9 protein-coding genes are annotated in these 16,545 nt (G+C 39.6%); all 9 read right to left on the reverse strand.

Translation table 11 applies throughout. The features are described from left to right. Nucleotides 1-262 precede the first annotated feature (262 nt). Nucleotides 263-5,389 (reverse strand): LPXTG cell wall anchor domain-containing protein, encoded by a 5,127-nt coding sequence (locus tag ACH0AK_RS12595; protein ID WP_499796947.1) that lies wholly within the window; start codon nucleotides 5,387-5,389, stop codon nucleotides 263-265. 504 nt (nucleotides 5,390-5,893) lie between these two features. Continuing rightward, on the reverse strand, nucleotides 5,894-7,723 hold the full coding sequence (gene typA / locus ACH0AK_RS12600) for a translational GTPase TypA (RefSeq protein WP_010735665.1): 1,830 nt from the start codon (nucleotides 7,721-7,723) through the stop codon (nucleotides 5,894-5,896). Nucleotides 7,724-8,070: 347 nt separating this feature from the next. Continuing rightward, nucleotides 8,071-8,838 (reverse strand): inositol monophosphatase family protein, encoded by a 768-nt coding sequence (locus tag ACH0AK_RS12605; RefSeq protein WP_062806242.1) that lies wholly within the window; start codon nucleotides 8,836-8,838, stop codon nucleotides 8,071-8,073. A gap of 4 nt (nucleotides 8,839-8,842) precedes the next feature. Further along, nucleotides 8,843-9,118 carry a UPF0223 family protein gene (locus ACH0AK_RS12610; protein WP_010735667.1) on the reverse strand — a complete coding sequence of 92 codons (276 nt, stop codon included), beginning with the start codon at nucleotides 9,116-9,118 and terminating at the stop codon, nucleotides 8,843-8,845. A 168-nt stretch (nucleotides 9,119-9,286) separates the two neighbouring features. Further along, a complete protein-coding gene (lpdA, locus tag ACH0AK_RS12615; RefSeq protein ID WP_010735668.1) occupies nucleotides 9,287-10,693 on the reverse strand; it encodes a dihydrolipoyl dehydrogenase in 1,407 nt (468 codons plus the stop codon). Between the two features lie 7 nt (nucleotides 10,694-10,700). After that, the gene (locus tag ACH0AK_RS12620; protein ID WP_023519524.1) at nucleotides 10,701-12,353 is read right to left on the reverse strand and encodes a dihydrolipoyllysine-residue acetyltransferase; all 1,653 of its coding nucleotides are present in this window, start codon (nucleotides 12,351-12,353) and stop codon (nucleotides 10,701-10,703) included. A gap of 24 nt (nucleotides 12,354-12,377) precedes the next feature. Further along, nucleotides 12,378-13,355: an alpha-ketoacid dehydrogenase subunit beta gene (locus tag ACH0AK_RS12625; RefSeq protein ID WP_010735670.1), complete on the reverse strand. Its 978-nt coding sequence runs from the start codon at nucleotides 13,353-13,355 to the stop codon at nucleotides 12,378-12,380. Nucleotides 13,356-13,357: 2 nt separating this feature from the next. Further along, nucleotides 13,358-14,467 (reverse strand): pyruvate dehydrogenase (acetyl-transferring) E1 component subunit alpha, encoded by a 1,110-nt coding sequence (pdhA, locus tag ACH0AK_RS12630; protein WP_010735671.1) that lies wholly within the window; start codon nucleotides 14,465-14,467, stop codon nucleotides 13,358-13,360. 518 nt (nucleotides 14,468-14,985) lie between these two features. Continuing rightward, entirely contained in the window at nucleotides 14,986-16,422 is a 1,437-nt protein-coding gene (locus ACH0AK_RS12635; protein WP_438846476.1) for an aminotransferase-like domain-containing protein, read from the reverse strand. Nucleotides 16,423-16,545 lie beyond the last annotated feature (123 nt).

Consider the following 16,545-nt stretch of genomic DNA (forward strand, 5'->3'; position numbering starts at 1 on the left):
CCAAAAACAGAGTGCTTTGAGTTTTTTAAAAGTTCTTTAAAAAATTCATCTTGCCGTTCTTGCTTTCATTTTTTGTTTCTTTAAGTTCTCCACAGCTAATGATTGACTTCCTATTACGAGAATTTTGATTTTTGCTCATAGGATTTATTTTTATATTTCTTGTCCGTGACTCCTTTAGTGATCATAAAAAAACAGTTGAAAGAATGCCAAAGTAATTATCACTTCGCTCTTTCAACTGCTTCGTTGTCATTTTAACTATCCGTTACTGTTTATCAAACGATTTCTTAGACATTTTTCGTTTCCAAAAAACAAATCCTACTATTAGTAAGAAACATGCACCAATATATGGCAGTACTCGATTGATGGTTTGATTGGTTTGTGGCAATTTACTCTCATCACCTTCAGCTGCGGAACCCTCACCTAATCCAGTCTCTGCTGAAATTCCATCTACATCTGGATCGTTGGATGTACCAGTACCATCTTCTGCACTAGCGTCCTCTTCTCCTGGCGCTGTTTCTTGTCCAGGTTCAACGATTTCATATGAAGATTCTGTACGAGTAGATAAACTCCCATAACTCCGATCCACTTTGACATCGAGAGAAACAAAACGACTGCCCATAGTTTCTGTATCGATTTCAGATGTTCCATCTAAAGAAACAGTATAGACGTTTTTAGGTATTACACGCCCATTGACTTTCACTTCTTTTACTAACGATTTCAGGTCAACTCTTTCAGTGCCTTGTGCAAAAGAAGGCTGAGCAGGTTCAACTGTTAACTCACCTGTAGGCTCAAAACCATAATCTGTTACCTTATAATACGCGTAATTACTGCCATAGGTGTAGTTTCGTTCGTTCTCTTCTGCCATCAATAAATTGTTACTAGTATCTACGTGATAAACCTTCACGATATCACCTGGGGTCACCGCCAGTGATTTACCAGTATTAAAACGTGAAATGGCTTGCTCGATCGTTTGTGTGCCACGAACCTCGTATTGATATTTGCTTTGCTTACGTTCGTTGAGAATTTCGATTCCATAATATACTTCGGTGTCATCGTATTCATTCACTCGATTCTTCAATACTGTTTGATCGGTTCCTTGGACAGATTGGATTTCAATTTGTTTGCTGTTTTTAAGTAAACCAAACGATCCAACCGTTTCACCTTTACGATTTTTCAAATGGATCGTGCTACCCCATTTCACTTCATAAGGCACTTCGATGTCAGTCGAAGAAACACCATCTGCTGTCGATACTTTTACCGTTACTGTTTTTTCTCCTGTCGTATGGGTATCAAACGCTCCCATTTGTTCTACTTTATAAAGCTCTGTGTTCAAACTCTGTCCGTTGAATGCAACATTCTCAATCAACGTTGTCACGTCTACCTCACTGGTATCCTCACCTAAGACGAGTTCCTGACTAGCAACATCTGCGTAAATCATCGTAATCGGCTCAAACTCGCCATTCTTGACTTCATAATAAGCGTAATTCAACCCAGCTGTATAGTTTTTGACGATATCATCCCACATCAGTAAGTTCTGGTTATCTGTTTCTGCATGGTAGACACGGAAAATGTCTCCTTCTTCCACAGTTAATGATTGGCCATTATTGAACCCTTCGATTGCTTGACGAACCGTTTGATTACCTGCCACTTCATAAGTATATTTGATGTTATCGGGAAATAAACTATTTGCTTTATTTTTAGGATCTGCTAGGATGTCGATTCGATAATAGGCATTCCGACCATAGGCAGGATTGACTGGCGCATTAAGTTCTGTTTCATCTTCGCCTTTCGTGGCATAGATAGCCAACTCATCATTTTGATCAAGCAGGCTAAAAGAACCGACGATGCCTCTTTTCCCTTCTTTCTCTTCGCCTTTCAGAACAAATGTACTTCCCCATTTGACTTGATAAGGCAGTTCAAGTTGCACACTAGATAAACCATCGTTCATTTTCACACGCATAGAGACGTTTTTATTTCCTATCGTTGTCGTATCGATTTCTGAACGTCTTTCGATCGTGTATTCCTCTGGATCGACTGTTTTGCCGTTGATCGTCACACGATCAATTAATTCAGCATCAGCTGCAGTAGTCACATCTTGCGCGAGATAAAAGGCTTTATTAGCTGTATGGACTTCCATGACTGGCATTGCTTCAAAACCATAAGTCGTTACTTTGTAATACGCATAATCTGAACCATAAGTAAAGTCCTCTTCTAGTTCATCGACCATCAGTACCGAGCTACCAGGAGATTTTTGCGGGTGATAAATTTTGATCACATCATCTAACTGGACAGTGACAGCTTGAGTACCATTAGTTCCAAAGCTGTTGATGACGTCTTGTAACGTGACACGACCTGGGACTTCTTGACTATAATGGACTCTTTCGCCCCGTAGGACTTCAATTGAATAATAGAGGTCTTGATCGTTTCCTAAGCGCTCGTCTAACGGCGAGTCAAACCCATGATGGATTTTCAATTGTCTTGTCGTATTAGTAGTTTGCAGTGAGAAAACACCTGCTGAACCACCGGTGCTAGATTTCATCACGATCGTTCTGCCCCATTTCACTTCATAAGGCACTGTGATGACTTTTGATACTACCCCATCTTTTGTGTCAAATTGGATAGCAAGTTCTTTTTGACCAACTGTGGTTGTATCGAAGTTTCCTAATTGCTTCACTGTATATAAATCCGGTGTTAACTCGGTACCGTTGATCGTCACATAATTAATCAGTTGGGTTCCATCAATCTCTGTGGCATCATCACCTAGACTAAATTCTTGTGGTTTAGTATCCGTAGAAATCGCGAGGATCGGTTCTAGCCCATGCTCTGTGACTTCGTAATAGGCATCATTTGAGCCCATTGTAAAGTCTTTGGCTATTTCATCTTGCATCAATAGACTATTACCTGTTGGTTCTGCATGATACACTTTGATGACGTCACCTTGTTTGACGGTTAATGGTTTTCCTTGATTGAACCCTTCGATCCCATCTCTAATCGATTGATTTCCTAGCACGTTATATTGGTATTTGGTAGTAATATTTTCGATCACTTCAATACCATAGTAGATGTCTCGGCCAAAATGATTATTGACCGGTTGACTCAAGTCTGTCCCATTTACTCCTTGACTAGCATGCAATGCCCATTGATCGTTTTCTTTTAGCAGACTAAATGCGCCAACCGTCTCATCCCCCAAGCCTTTTAGCACAAATGTGCTGCCCCATTTGACTTGGTAATCGACTTCGAATTCCTCTGCTGAAAGTCCATCATTCATCGTGACTTTCAATTTCATTTTTCTTGTTCCAATACTACTTGTATCAAAATCGATCAATGATTCCACTTCGTATAAACTACTATCAACTACTCGACCATTGATCGTTACATTCTTTATTAATGAAGCTGGATCAATTGTCTTAGTGTTCTCGCCTAAAACAAAACTCTTTTGTGAAGCTTCTGCTTCTAGCAAGGGGAATGGATCAAATCCATAAGGAGTAATCTTGTAGTAGGCGTACGCCGTATCATATGTATAATCCTGTTCCTGTTCGTCAATCATCAAGACTGAACTATTCGGCGTTCGTTCTGGATGATATATCTTAATGACATCACCATAACGGACATCGATCGTTCCAGTAGAATCTCCAAATTTATCCATGATTTGCTGCCAAGTTGCGCGATTTGTCACTTCTTGGCTATAAACGACTGTTTCGCCTCGTAAAACTTCAAACGAATAATATAGCGAAAATGGGGAACTCTGCGGACCAACTGCCGTATTTATTGAGGTTGGTATCCCCATCCCAAATACAACTTTTGCCGTCTCATTTCCTGAATTATCTGTTCTTAAAGTAAATGATCCAGCTGATTCACCATTGATTGATTTCATCAAAATCGAGTGGTCCCAAAGAACATTGCGTGTTACCTCACCAGTTCCCTTAATCATCACACCGCTATTTGGGTGCTTGGTTTGAACTGTCAATTTGAGCGTTTGAAGACCACCTATCCGATAATCTGCCTCCACACTTTCTTGTGGAATAAATTCAAGATCTCTTAATTCGACTGGTTCACCATGCATAGTGACCGAATCAATATAATCTCTAAAGTTTGTTGCAAATGTTGGATAATTATAACCGAGTTTTCGATCTTCAATTGATTTGAGGTTAACCTTTAAGCCCTCATGTGGCGTCACATCCATCTGAATCGAAGCAGTTGCTTCACGTCCATCAGAAGTTGTTACTTTTGCTCGCCATGTTTGTTCGCCTGGCGAATCAGTATTCACATCATCAAACCATTTTAGCGTATAGGTACCATAAAGATTTGTTACTTCAAAGTATTCAGTCACATCTGGCAATTTATCATATTGATAAATGTCAAATGGTCCTGGTTTTCCCTCGATTTCTACAGCTAGAGGTTCTACAGTGATTGGAACTACTGCTTCTATTTCTCTACCCGACTCGTCTTTTACTAAAATCTTCGTATCTTGCTTTCCTACTTTCGTTGTATCAGGGGCTATTTTCCAACTATATTCAACTTTTCCACGTGTATTTTTTACATCTAGATAAGTTTCTGGATTAGGGATCGGTTGAGTATTTTGCATGAGTTTATGTGTACCTTCTTTGGCAGTTGCTACAATTTTACCGATTTCCTCTTCAGCAGTCGGTAACCGTACTTCAAATGTAGCTTTCGTGAGAAATGGTTTCATATCGTTAATATTACCTGTAGGATTCGATAAATAAGCCACTCTTGGAAAGGCGAATACTTCATTCCCACTGACAGAACCGTATTTTAGTCGAGTAAATCTTGCATTTAAATAAGGCTCGCTTGTTGAAGCCATTGAAGCGTATAGGCGCATCCGCCAAATTCCACTGTTAGAATCTACTTGCGTCCAATAGACATCATTACGCCCTCCACCTAATGGCCACATAACCAATCCTTTATCATTCGGAAAAGTACTCTTAGAAAAATTTAAAACTTCAAAGCTGTCGTCTTTCTCGTGTTGCAAGTCAGAAATATTAAAAGTTGTTTTTGACAAATCTGATTGCACTCGAGCTGCCTGCTCTTCACCAATTTTCAGTAAAGTTGCATCAGTAGTCGGTTTAAAGTAATTACCGTTGTTTCCTTGAACACTATCAAAATTATCGCTCGGATTATTATTCCTAGCACTAGTCCTTTTATTTTTCTCAATTGGTTTTTCATTACTTTCATCTTTGATAGCTATTTTTTTGTTGTTTATTTTGTCTTCTTCTTTGTTTGGTTCTATTGAAAATTGTTTTTTTTCAACCAATGATGTCTTCTCAGTCTTTGACTCTATGCTCGAAATTGCTTGTACAACAGCATCATTCATACTTCCTAACACCAAGCCGATAATCATCAGGCTATTCAGAATTTTTGTCTTTTTCATTTTTCTAAGATTTACCTCCATTTATTCTACAAGTATATTCGGAGAAGTCTTAGAAAATCTTCAATTGAGTAAGCAATCATTCTCATCTTGAGTCTTCTATACTCCTCCTTTTTTCTAATGATCATTCAAAAGCAAAGCTTCATTTTATTATAACGTCATTTATTTTTTCTTTTTTACATTTTATTCATCCTCCATCATTAGTATTATTCTATTAGAACTTTCCCACTTTAACTCTAAACCTAAATACACTTTTTGATAACGCCATTTTTTCCATGTTAATTGGCACAAATTGAAAGAATAGTGTTATTTAATCTTATCCATCAAGAAATCGTATAATTTTATGATTTATTTTTACTATACTAAAAAAACATCGGATAGAGAAAAGCGGTTCACCAACAGCTTTTAGCTAGTATTTAATTGAATAACTATGTTTGATTTGATGATCGATCCTATATAACAAAAAAACCGAATCCCAGAGCTTTCTCTAGGATTCGGTCAAAATTATTATTTTTTCTTTTTAGATGCTTTTTCACGCGCATTTTTTTCTAAGATTTGTTTTCTTAGACGGATGTTTTCTGGTGTTACTTCACAGTATTCATCGTCGTTCAAGAATTCTAATGATTCTTCAAGTGTTAATTGTTTTGGTTTTTTGATGACTGATGTTTGGTCTTTGTTAGCTGAACGAACGTTAGTCATTTGTTTTGCTTTTGTGATATTGACTGTCAAGTCATTCTCACGGCTGTTTTCACCGATGATCATACCTTCGTAGACTTCTGTACCTGGTTCAACAAATACAGTACCACGTTCTTCGATACTCATGATTGAATACGTTGTTGCTTTACCTGTATCGATGGATACTAACGCACCTTGGTGACGTCCGCCGATTTGGCCAGGAAGCATTGGCAAGTATTGATCAAATGTATGGTTCATGATTCCGTAACCACGAGTCATTGACAAGAATTCTGTTGAGTAACCGATCAATCCACGAGCAGGTGTCAAGAATGTCAAACGAATTTGACCATTTCCTGTATGAACCATATCTTGCATTTCACCTTTACGTTGGCTCAATGATTCGATGACACTACCCATGTATTCTTCTGGTGTGTCGATTTGAACACGTTCAAATGGTTCACATTTTACGCCATCGATCTCTCTTTCGATAACTTCTGGACGTGATACTTGTAACTCATAACCTTCACGACGCATGTTCTCGATCAAGATCGATAAGTGAAGTTCACCACGACCTGAAACTGTCCAAGCATCTGGTGAATTCGTTGGTTCAACACGAAGTGAAACGTCTGTTTGTAATTCTGCCATCAAACGTTCTTCGATTTTACGTGATGTCACGTATTTTCCTTCGCGTCCAGCAAATGGAGAGTTATTGACTAAGAAAGTCATTTGTAATGTTGGTTCATCGATATGCAAAATCGGTAATGCTTCTTGATGATCGACTGGTGTAACTGTTTCCCCAACGAAGATATCTTCCATTCCTGAGACAGCGATCAAGTCACCAGCTTTAGCTTCTTGGATCTCTAAACGTTGTAAGCCAAAGAAACCAAATAATTTTGTCACACGGAATTTCTTCACTGTGCCATCAAGTTTGATCAGTGATACTTGGTCACCAACTTTGATTTTCCCTCTGAAGACACGGCCGATACCGATACGTCCAACATAATCATTGTAATCAAGTAATGATACTTGGAACTGTAAAGGTTCATCGCTATTGTCAACTGGTGCAGGAATAGCTTCGACAATTGTATCAAAGATCGGTGCCATTGTTGGTTCTTGGTCCGCTGGATCATCGGATAAGCTAGATGTTCCGTTCAAAGCAGATGCGTAGATCACTGGGAAATCCAATTGATCATCGTCTGCGCCTAATTCGATAAATAATTCTAAGACTTCATCTACCACATACTCAGGACGAGCGGATGGTTTGTCGATCTTGTTTACAACAACGATCGGTGTGATATGTTGTTCTAAAGCCTTTTTCAATACGAAACGTGTTTGAGGCATGGTGCCTTCATAGGCATCTACAACTAAGACAACGCCGTCTACCATTTTCATGATACGTTCTACTTCACCACCGAAGTCCGCGTGTCCAGGTGTATCCATGATATTGACGCGAATCCCTTTATAATCAACAGCTGTATTTTTCGCTAAGATTGTGATTCCACGTTCTTGTTCAAGTGCGTTTGAGTCCATCGCACGTTCTTGTAATTGAGTGTGGGCGTCTAATGTGTCAGATTGTTTTAATAGTTCATCAACTAATGTTGTTTTTCCGTGGTCGACGTGGGCGATGATCGCTACGTTACGGATGTCATTTCTTTTATTCAATTTAAGTAACTCCTTTTTTATCGATTCTTTATCACAGGGCAATTTTACTCGACTGTTTATTATACCAAACTTTTTTCATGAAATATAGTGAAATGTTTTCATTTTTTCGAGAAAATTAATAATTCGCCCTTTTTCTAATCAAAACAGCACGAAAAATCCGAATTTATGTAAAAAAAAGTCATTACAAAAACTTTTCCAATAGCATCTTCTATAAATGAATGTTCCGATACTATCATCGATCAAAAAAATAAGCGAAGGATTACATTGCTCAAAAAAGCAATTTTATCGTCCCCCACTTATTTTATAAGAACTTTTTTGATGGATGTATCTCAAAGCTAGAAAAATAATCAATCCAATTGAAGCATGTCAAGTATGGTCGCATAGGCGGTTGGAGTTGCGGCTAAATAATATTCTCTGCCACTGAAACTCAATGGTGCACCGGAAAACCCACTATATCGCATACCGAACTCTTTCAACAAGACATTGCCAGCCGCGTAATCCCAGGGACTTAGATTAGAGATATAGCCGATGTGGTTGCCTTTTAACATCGCAATCAATTCTAAGCCTGCACAGCCACACATCCGAACGCCGATACTTTGTTCACCAATCGCATGGATGTTGAATCGATCATGACCGAAGAGATAGCTATTGATTGCTACTAATCCTTTGTCTAATGGAAGGTCTTGCGGTTGGGGTAATTTCACATCATTTTTGTAAACACCGATCGTTTTACCGCCCCAGTATAATTCATCTCGCATGACATCATAGATGAATCCTAGCTGTCCCACTCCATCTTCGTAATAAGCAAGCATGATACAAAAATTTTCTCCTTGTACCACGAAGTTCAACGTACCATCAATGGGGTCAATGATAAAGACTTGACCACTCAAATCAGATAAGTTGTTGTATCCTTCTTCTTCTGCCAAAATTTTTGCTTGAGGATAGGCAGAATGGATTTTATTGATCAGAAATGCTTGGATTTCTCGATCCATGTTTGTCACTAGATCTTTACGATTCGTTTTTTCTGCAACTGTTAGTTGCTCATTTTGTGCATGGAGGATCTTTTCTTTTGCTGCTGCCAACCAGGCAATTATTTCCTCAATCATTTTCTCCATCGTCTCACCCATTCATTTTTAGCATTTTGTTGGTGTTCTTCTTTGCCTCTTGAATAGTACGGTATAGCGAATAGCCAGAAGCTTTTTCAAACTCGCGTCCTAACCGTTTTTCTTCTCCGATCGATTTGATCACTGTTTTGAATTGTTGATAGGTTGATAGAAATTCCTGATTATTGATTCCTTGTTCATTCGCTTTTTCGAGGGCTTCCCACATGTTCATCACGATGACCATTTCTTCAGTGGTCCAGTCCAAGTCTAATGGATATTGATACTCATTCATAGATATTATCTCCTATTCTATTCATCCCTTTCAGTTTATCATAGAAAGAAGACTTCTTCCAAGTGGTTTTGCTCTATTTTAGTTTACATAATAATTTTATAGTCGCTATTTAGAGTATAAAAAAACACAACTCTCTCTTCTCAGAGAAAGTTGCATTTAGTTGAATGATTAAATATGGATCGGTAAGCCTAAAGCTAATTCAGCTGCGTCCATTGTGATCTCACCTAAAGATGGATGTGGATGGATCGTCAACGCGATATCTTCAGCGTTCATACCTGATTCGATTGCCAAAGCAAGTTCAGAAACCATATCACTTGCTCCAACTCCACCGATTTGCGCACCGATGATGACATTGTCTTCATTCGTTGTCACTAAGCGGATAAAGCCTTCTGTTTTACCTAATGATAAAGCACGACCGTTCCCTGAGAATGGGAATTTGTAAGCTGTTGCTTCTAGTCCGGCTTCTTTTGCTTCTTTGATCGTCATCCCTACTGATGCTAATTCAGGATCAGTAAAGGCAACAGCTGGCATTGCTTTGTAGTCAACTGCTACTTTTTTGCCAGAGATTGCTTCTGCGGCGATTTTTGCTTCATAACTTGCTTTATGTGCTAAAGCAGCGCCTGGAACGATGTCGCCGATTGCAAAGATGTTAGGTACATTTGTACGTCCTTGATTATCAACTGGAATCAAGCCACGTTCACCGATTTCAACACCAGCTTGTTCTAAGCCCATGTCTTCAGTATTCGGACGACGTCCAACAGTGACCATCACGTAGTCAGCTGTTACTGATTCTTCTTTTCCGTCTACTGCATATTTTACAGTTACGCTATCACCATTGTCGATTGATTCTTTAGCCATTGCATTTGTAATGACTGTTACGCCTTTTTTCTTGAAGTCATCTTCCACTAATTTCACCAAGTCTTTTTCATACGTAGGTAAAATTTGTGGTGAACCTTCAAGGATCGTTACTTCAGAACCTAAGTTTGCGTAAGCCGCACCAAGTTCAGCACCGATTACCCCGCCGCCGATGATGACGAATTTCTTAGGAACTTCTGTTAGGCTTAATCCACCTGTAGAATCTAAGACACGACCACCAAATTTGAATCCAGGGATTTCGATTGGACGAGAACCTGTCGCAACGATAGCATGGTTGAATGAATAAGTTTGAGCAGAATCCGGATGGATCACACGTAATGTATGATCATCTACGAAGAATGCTTCGCCCTCGATCGTTTCAACTTTGTGTTTTTTCAACAAGTAGCCGACACCTGAAGTCAATGTTTTCACTACTTTGTTGTCTTTCCACTCTTGTGTTTTTGTAAAATCTAGTGAGACATTCTCACTTGTTACACCGAACATCGATGAATCAAGTGATTCTTGATAATGATGACCTGCTGCGATCAACGCTTTAGAAGGAATACAACCAACGTTCAAACAAACGCCGCCGATATATTCTCTTTCAATGATCGCTACTTTTTGGCCCATTTCAGCAGCGCGGATGGCAGCGACATAGCCGCCAGGTCCCGCACCGATTACAACTGTGTCTAATTCAACAGCAAAATCTCCAACTACCATTTGTTTCTCATCCTTCCATCATTAATAGCTCTGGATCAGCTAATAAACGTTTGATGTTATTCATTGCTTGTTGTGCTGTCGCACCATCGACGATTCGGTGATCGAAACTCAATGATAATTTCATCACTCGGCCAACAACGATTTCACCTTCAGCATTGACGATTGGTTGTTGTGCAATTGTTCCTACACCTAAGATTGCTACTTCAGGGTAGTTGATTACTGGTGTGAACCAGCCGCCACCAACTGAACCAATGTTACTGATCGTGATCGTTCCGTTACGCATATCGTCTGCCGCTAGTTTGCCATCATGAGCAAGTTTTGCTTTCTCGTTGATTTCGTCTGCGATCGCAAACATTCCTTTACGGTCAGCATCTTTCACGTTTGGCACATACAAACCATGGTCTGTATCTGTTGCGATACCGATATTGTAATAGTTTTTATAAACGATTTCTTGTTTTGCATCATCGATTGACGCATTCAAGATTGGGAATTTTTTGACTGTTGCAGTCAACGCTTTGACAACGTAAGGCAAGAACGTTAATTTCGTGCCGTTAGCAGCTGCCACTTCTTTGAATTTCTTACGGTTATCCCAAAGATTTGTTACTTCAACTTCATCATGTAAAGTGACATGAGGTGCTGTTTGTTTGCTGTTGACCATTGCTTTGGCAATTGCTTTACGTGTTGGTGTCAATGCCACACGTTCTTCTAGATCGCCTAAGTTTGATTTGAATGCTTTTGCTGGAGCAGCTTTTGTTTCAGCTGGTTTTTCAGCAGATGCTTCTGTTGGTGCAGCTGATTCAGCAGGTTTGCTTGCAGCTGCTGGAGCGCCTCCGCCAGATAAGAAGTTTTCGATATCTTCTTTTGTCACACGTCCGCCTTTTCCAGTTGCAGAAACTTGACTGATATCCACGTCTTTTTCGCGAGCGAATTGACGAACAGATGGCATTGCTAATACGCGTTTATCTGGGTTTGCCGCTTCAGGGATACTTGAAGAACCTGAAGTTTCCACTTTTGCATCAGAAGTTGCTGCCGCTGGTTTGCTTGCAGGTGCACTATTGTGTCCTGGCGCGTCGATCTCAACCAATACGTCACCAACATTTGCAACTGTACCTTCAGAAACAACGATTGTTTTCACAGTCCCTGTTACTGGAGATGGAATTTCTTCCACTGATTTGTCATTTTGCACTTCTAATAATGTATCGTCTTCATTGATCGTGTCACCGGCTTTAACAAACCATTTAACAATTTCACCTTCTGCGATACCTTCACCGATATCAGGTAATTTGAATTGGAATACGCCACCGTCAGAAGCTTCTGCTGATGCAGATGAACTTTCTGTTGTTGGTTCAGCAGCAGGTGCTTCAGGTGTTTGCTCAGTAGCTGCCACGCCTTCGCTTCCGCTTTCTTCGTTTCCTTCATGTCCTGGTGCATCGATCTCAACTAATACGTCACCAACATTTGCAACTGTACCTTCTGGAACAACGATGCTTTTCACTGTTCCTGTTACTGGAGATGGAATTTCTTCCACTGATTTGTCATTTTGTACTTCTAATAATGTATCGTCTTCATTGATCGTATCGCCTGGTTGAACGAACCATTTAACGATTTCACCTTCTGCGATACCTTCACCGATATCAGGTAATTTAAATTGGTAAGCCATGGGTTTTTAACGTCCTTTCTTTCCTTAAAATTCTGCGATTTCTTTTACTTTTGCTTCGATGTCAGAAGCATTTGGCAACCAGATGTTTTCTGCTTGACCGAATGGGAAAACAGTATCTGGTGCAGAAACGCGTCCGATTGGTGCTTCTAATGAAAGAATTGCACGTTCAGAGATTTCAGAGATTACTTGAGTGCTTACGCCTGCTTGACGTTGTGCTTCTTGAACAACAACGACACGTCCTGTTTTTTCAACAGATTTGATGATTGTTTCAACATCTAATGGAGCAACTGTTCGTAGGTCAACGATCTCAACAGAGATACCTTCTTTTTCAAGATTATCTGCTGCCTTGATGGCTTCACGTACCATTGCACCGTAAGTGATGATTGATACATCTGTTCCTTCACGAGTCACTGCGGCTTTATCTAAAGGCACTTCGTACGCTTCATCTGGCACTTCCTCACGGAATGAACGATAAAGTTTCATATGCTCCAAGAAAACAACAGGGTCATTACTTCTAATAGAAGCAATCAATAATCCTTTTGCATCATATGGGTTTGACGGAATCACTACACGGATACCAGGAGATTGAGCAATCAATCCTTCTAAGTTATCTGAGTGTAATTCAGGTGTATGAACACCACCACCAAATGGTGAACGGATCGTTACTGGAATATTTCTTGTTCCACCCATACGGTATCTCGTACGAGCCATTTGTGCTACAACTTCATCCATTGCTTCAAAAATAAAGCCAAAGAATTGGATTTCAGGGACAGGACGGAATCCTTCAAGTGCTAAACCGAAACCTAATCCGGCAATACCTGATTCTGCTAAAGGAGTGTCAAATACGCGGTCTTCACCGAACTTTTCTTGCAATCCTTCAGTTGCACGGAATACGCCTCCGTTTTTGCCGACATCTTCACCAAAAACGAGTACGTTTTCGTCGTTTTCAAGTTCAAGTGCTAAGGCATCTGTGATTGCTTGAATCATTGTTTTTTGTGCCATGGTTATTTCGACTCCTTCGCTTCATAGATTGCAATTTGTTCTTTGATTGTTTGTGGTGTTTCTTCAAACATATTTTTCAAGAAATCTGAAACTTTTTGTTTTGGAACTTTATCTGCTTCAGCAATTGCTGCTTTGATTTCTTCTTTTGTTTGTTCGATGACTGCTTCTTCTTTTTCTTCGCTCCATAAACCTTTTTCAGTTAGGTATTTACGGAAACGGATCAATGGATCTTTTAATTGCCATTCATCGTCAACATCTTTTTCACGGTAACGTGTTGGGTCATCACCAGATAATGTATGTGGACCGTAACGGTAAGTCAATGTTTCGATCAATACAGGTCCGTTACCAGAGACTGCCCAGTCACGTGCCATTTTTGAAACAGTATAAACGGCTAATGGGTCCATACCATCTACTTGGATACCAGGGATACCAGCTGCTACTGCTTTTTGCGCTAATGTTTTTGCTGCTGTTTGTTTTTCACGAGGTGTTGAAATCGCAAATCCATTGTTTTGGATGTAGAATACAGCATTCGCATGGTAAGCTCCAGCAAAGTTGATTGCTTCATAGAAGTCACCTTGAGAAGAACCGCCATCACCTGTATAAGTGAAAACAACATTTTTCTTGTTACGTTTTTTAAGTCCTAATGCAACACCTGCTGCTTGGACGTATTGTGCACCAATAATGATTTGTGGTGGTAGAGCTTTCAATTCTTCTGGGTAGAAGTTTCCAGCTGCATGCCCACGAGACCATAGAAATGCTTGAGATAAAGGTAAGCCGTGTTTGATCAATTGTGGAACATCACGGTAACCTGGTAATAGTACATCTTCTTTGTCAAAAGCGAATGCACTAGCTAATTGACTTGCTTCTTGTCCAGCAGTAGGAGCAAAAAATCCTAAACGTCCTTGACGGTTCAATGCTGTTGAGCGTTGATCCAATACACGAGACCAAACCATGCTAGTCATCAATTCTACTAACTCTTCATCTGTCAAATCTGGAACAAGATCAGGGTTTACTACTTTCCCATCTTGATCAAGTGCTTGGTATACCGGAAAATCTGAATTGACTTCTTCAAGCAACGCTTGGAAGTCGATAGGTGTTTTCTTGTTTGCCATTTATCACACATTCCTCTCTCATCTATAAGAAACTCTCTTCATTCCGCGGTTGAAACAGCGACGATATCTGTATCACTATTTCTCCGGCTTCACTAATAAATTATCACGTATTCCTCCGAAATACAAGCTTTAAGCACAAATTTTCACCATTTAAAAAAATTATAACAATCCCTATCTCTGTTAAAATAGTGAAGGTAATCACAAGGTAGTAAGCGGTTTACATTTTTTCTAAAAAAACATAGAGATGTTTCTCCCCTTTTATAACAATCGTTTCTTTTCTGTATTCAAGTTGTTACAACCTTTTACCAATCACTGTATTAATTTTTTTCTCGATAGTGAGTGATTACACAAACCACTTACTTTAATTTTATCCTTAACATAGGCTTTTTTACAAACAATAAGCCTGTCCAACTACATATTTCTTTTAATTAACAGGCAATACGCCAACTTTTCCAGAAATTTCTTCACAAAATAAAAAAGAAAAGAAAAAATAACAAAAGTTACTCTTTCTTTTCTTACTATTGCTTCTCTTTCGCTTCCAACCATGTACGTAGTTTGTCCATTCGTGAAACGAACAATGGTAGGACATCAGGACTCATACGGCTATAGTTGATTCTTAAACCAATGTCTTCGCCAAAAAGATAACCTGGAGCCACACCTAACCCCTCACGTAATAATCTTTCTGCTAATACTTTCGTGAACTTTTCACCCTCCCAAGTCAACCAGCCATAATATCCGCCTGCAAGAGGGGCTAAATGAAAGAAGTCTTGCGAATCGACCCAACTACGTAAAAGCTGACTGTTCTTTTCTAGTCGTTGACACAGACTTGCCATGTTTTGGTCAAAAGAAGAATCAAAAACAGCAGTTGCGGCCATTTGTGTAAAGATACTCAAAGAGACATCCATCATTTTTTGTGCCTCAGACAATCGTTGGATCAGAATAGTTGGGCCCACGATCCAACCAATTTTAGTCGTTTCCCCCAACAAACGCGATAACGAGCCGACATACAAGACATTTTCCGGATCAATCGCATGGATCGGAGCGATCGAAGCTTGTTTCTCCGGAGAAAAGGCTAAATCTGCAAATACATCGTCTTCTATGATCGGCAATTGGTATTTGCGGCACAGCGCGACTAAACGTTGGCGACGTTCAGCAGCCATCACTGTACCTGTCGGATTTTGAAAATTTGGATTGACTAAGACCGCTTTGATCTTATGCTTATGAATAGCTTCTTCCAATTTTTCTAGATCAATCCCTTGATCATCCATCGGAATACCGAACAAGCGGGTACCAAGTGCTTTAAACAATGGCAAGCGGTAGAAAAAAGTGGGGGATTCCACCGCGATGGCATCTCCTACCGACAAAATGGTTTGTAAAATCAGAAAGATCGCTTGTTGTCCCCCACCAGTGATTAGCAATTGACTTTTTTTAAACGAAAATCCGTTATTTCTGATCAAGTGTTCTCTGATCTGCGCCATCAGCGGTTGATACCCAAACACGGAAACGGCTTGTTCTTCTTTTAAAATACCTTCTAATGTATAATTGGGCATCTTCATATTAGGTAATACATCAAGCGGCATTTCACTTGAATATAAATCTAAAAAATCGGATTTCCGACTTGCTTCTTTGACTTTTTCTCCGTAACTATCAACGATTTTATCGTATCTTGCAGAGATCAATTGACGCCAATCGATCCGCGGCTCTGAAAAATCACCCCAAGTCACCGAAGAAATAAACCGACCACTCCCTTGACGACTTTCCAATATCCCTAGCCCACGCAATTCATCTAACGCATGAACAACAGTCGTGCGATTCACACCAAAAAAATCAGCAAACATTCTTTCAGAAGGTAATTTATCTCCTGGTTGCAATTGCCCATTTTCGATTTTCTTCAAAATTTGATCCATGATCTGTTGGTAAGCAGAACCTTTATGTTTAGTTATTCTCGTCCACATGTGCATTCTCCAAATATTTACTTTCTACTATTGTAGCTTAGTTTCAAAAAGAAAGAAAATGTAAAAAAAGGGAGTGGGACATTCGTTCACCTGACCCACCTATAACCGAATAAACGGTGGGAA

Origin of the sequence: Enterococcus pernyi, assembly GCF_045371165.1 — a bacterium.
GTDB lineage: Bacteria > Bacillota > Bacilli > Lactobacillales > Enterococcaceae > Enterococcus_B > Enterococcus_B pernyi.

Bases quoted from the DNA above. Each gene is read 5' to 3' on its own strand.
- ACH0AK_RS12635 (WP_438846476.1), bottom strand. From the start codon at position 16,422: ATGTGGACGAGAATAACTAAACATAAAGGTTCTGCTTACCAACAGATC.
- ACH0AK_RS12595 (WP_499796947.1), bottom strand. From the start codon at position 5,389: ATGAAAAAGACAAAAATTCTGAATAGCCTGATGATTATCGGCTTGGTG.
- pdhA (WP_010735671.1), bottom strand. From the start codon at position 14,467: ATGGCAAACAAGAAAACACCTATCGACTTCCAAGCGTTGCTTGAAGAA.
- ACH0AK_RS12610 (WP_010735667.1), bottom strand. From the start codon at position 9,118: ATGAATGAGTATCAATATCCATTAGACTTGGACTGGACCACTGAAGAA.
- ACH0AK_RS12605 (WP_062806242.1), bottom strand. From the start codon at position 8,838: ATGGAGAAAATGATTGAGGAAATAATTGCCTGGTTGGCAGCAGCAAAA.
- ACH0AK_RS12620 (WP_023519524.1), bottom strand. From the start codon at position 12,353: ATGGCTTACCAATTTAAATTACCTGATATCGGTGAAGGTATCGCAGAA.
- lpdA (WP_010735668.1), bottom strand. From the start codon at position 10,693: ATGGTAGTTGGAGATTTTGCTGTTGAATTAGACACAGTTGTAATCGGT.
- ACH0AK_RS12625 (WP_010735670.1), bottom strand. From the start codon at position 13,355: ATGGCACAAAAAACAATGATTCAAGCAATCACAGATGCCTTAGCACTT.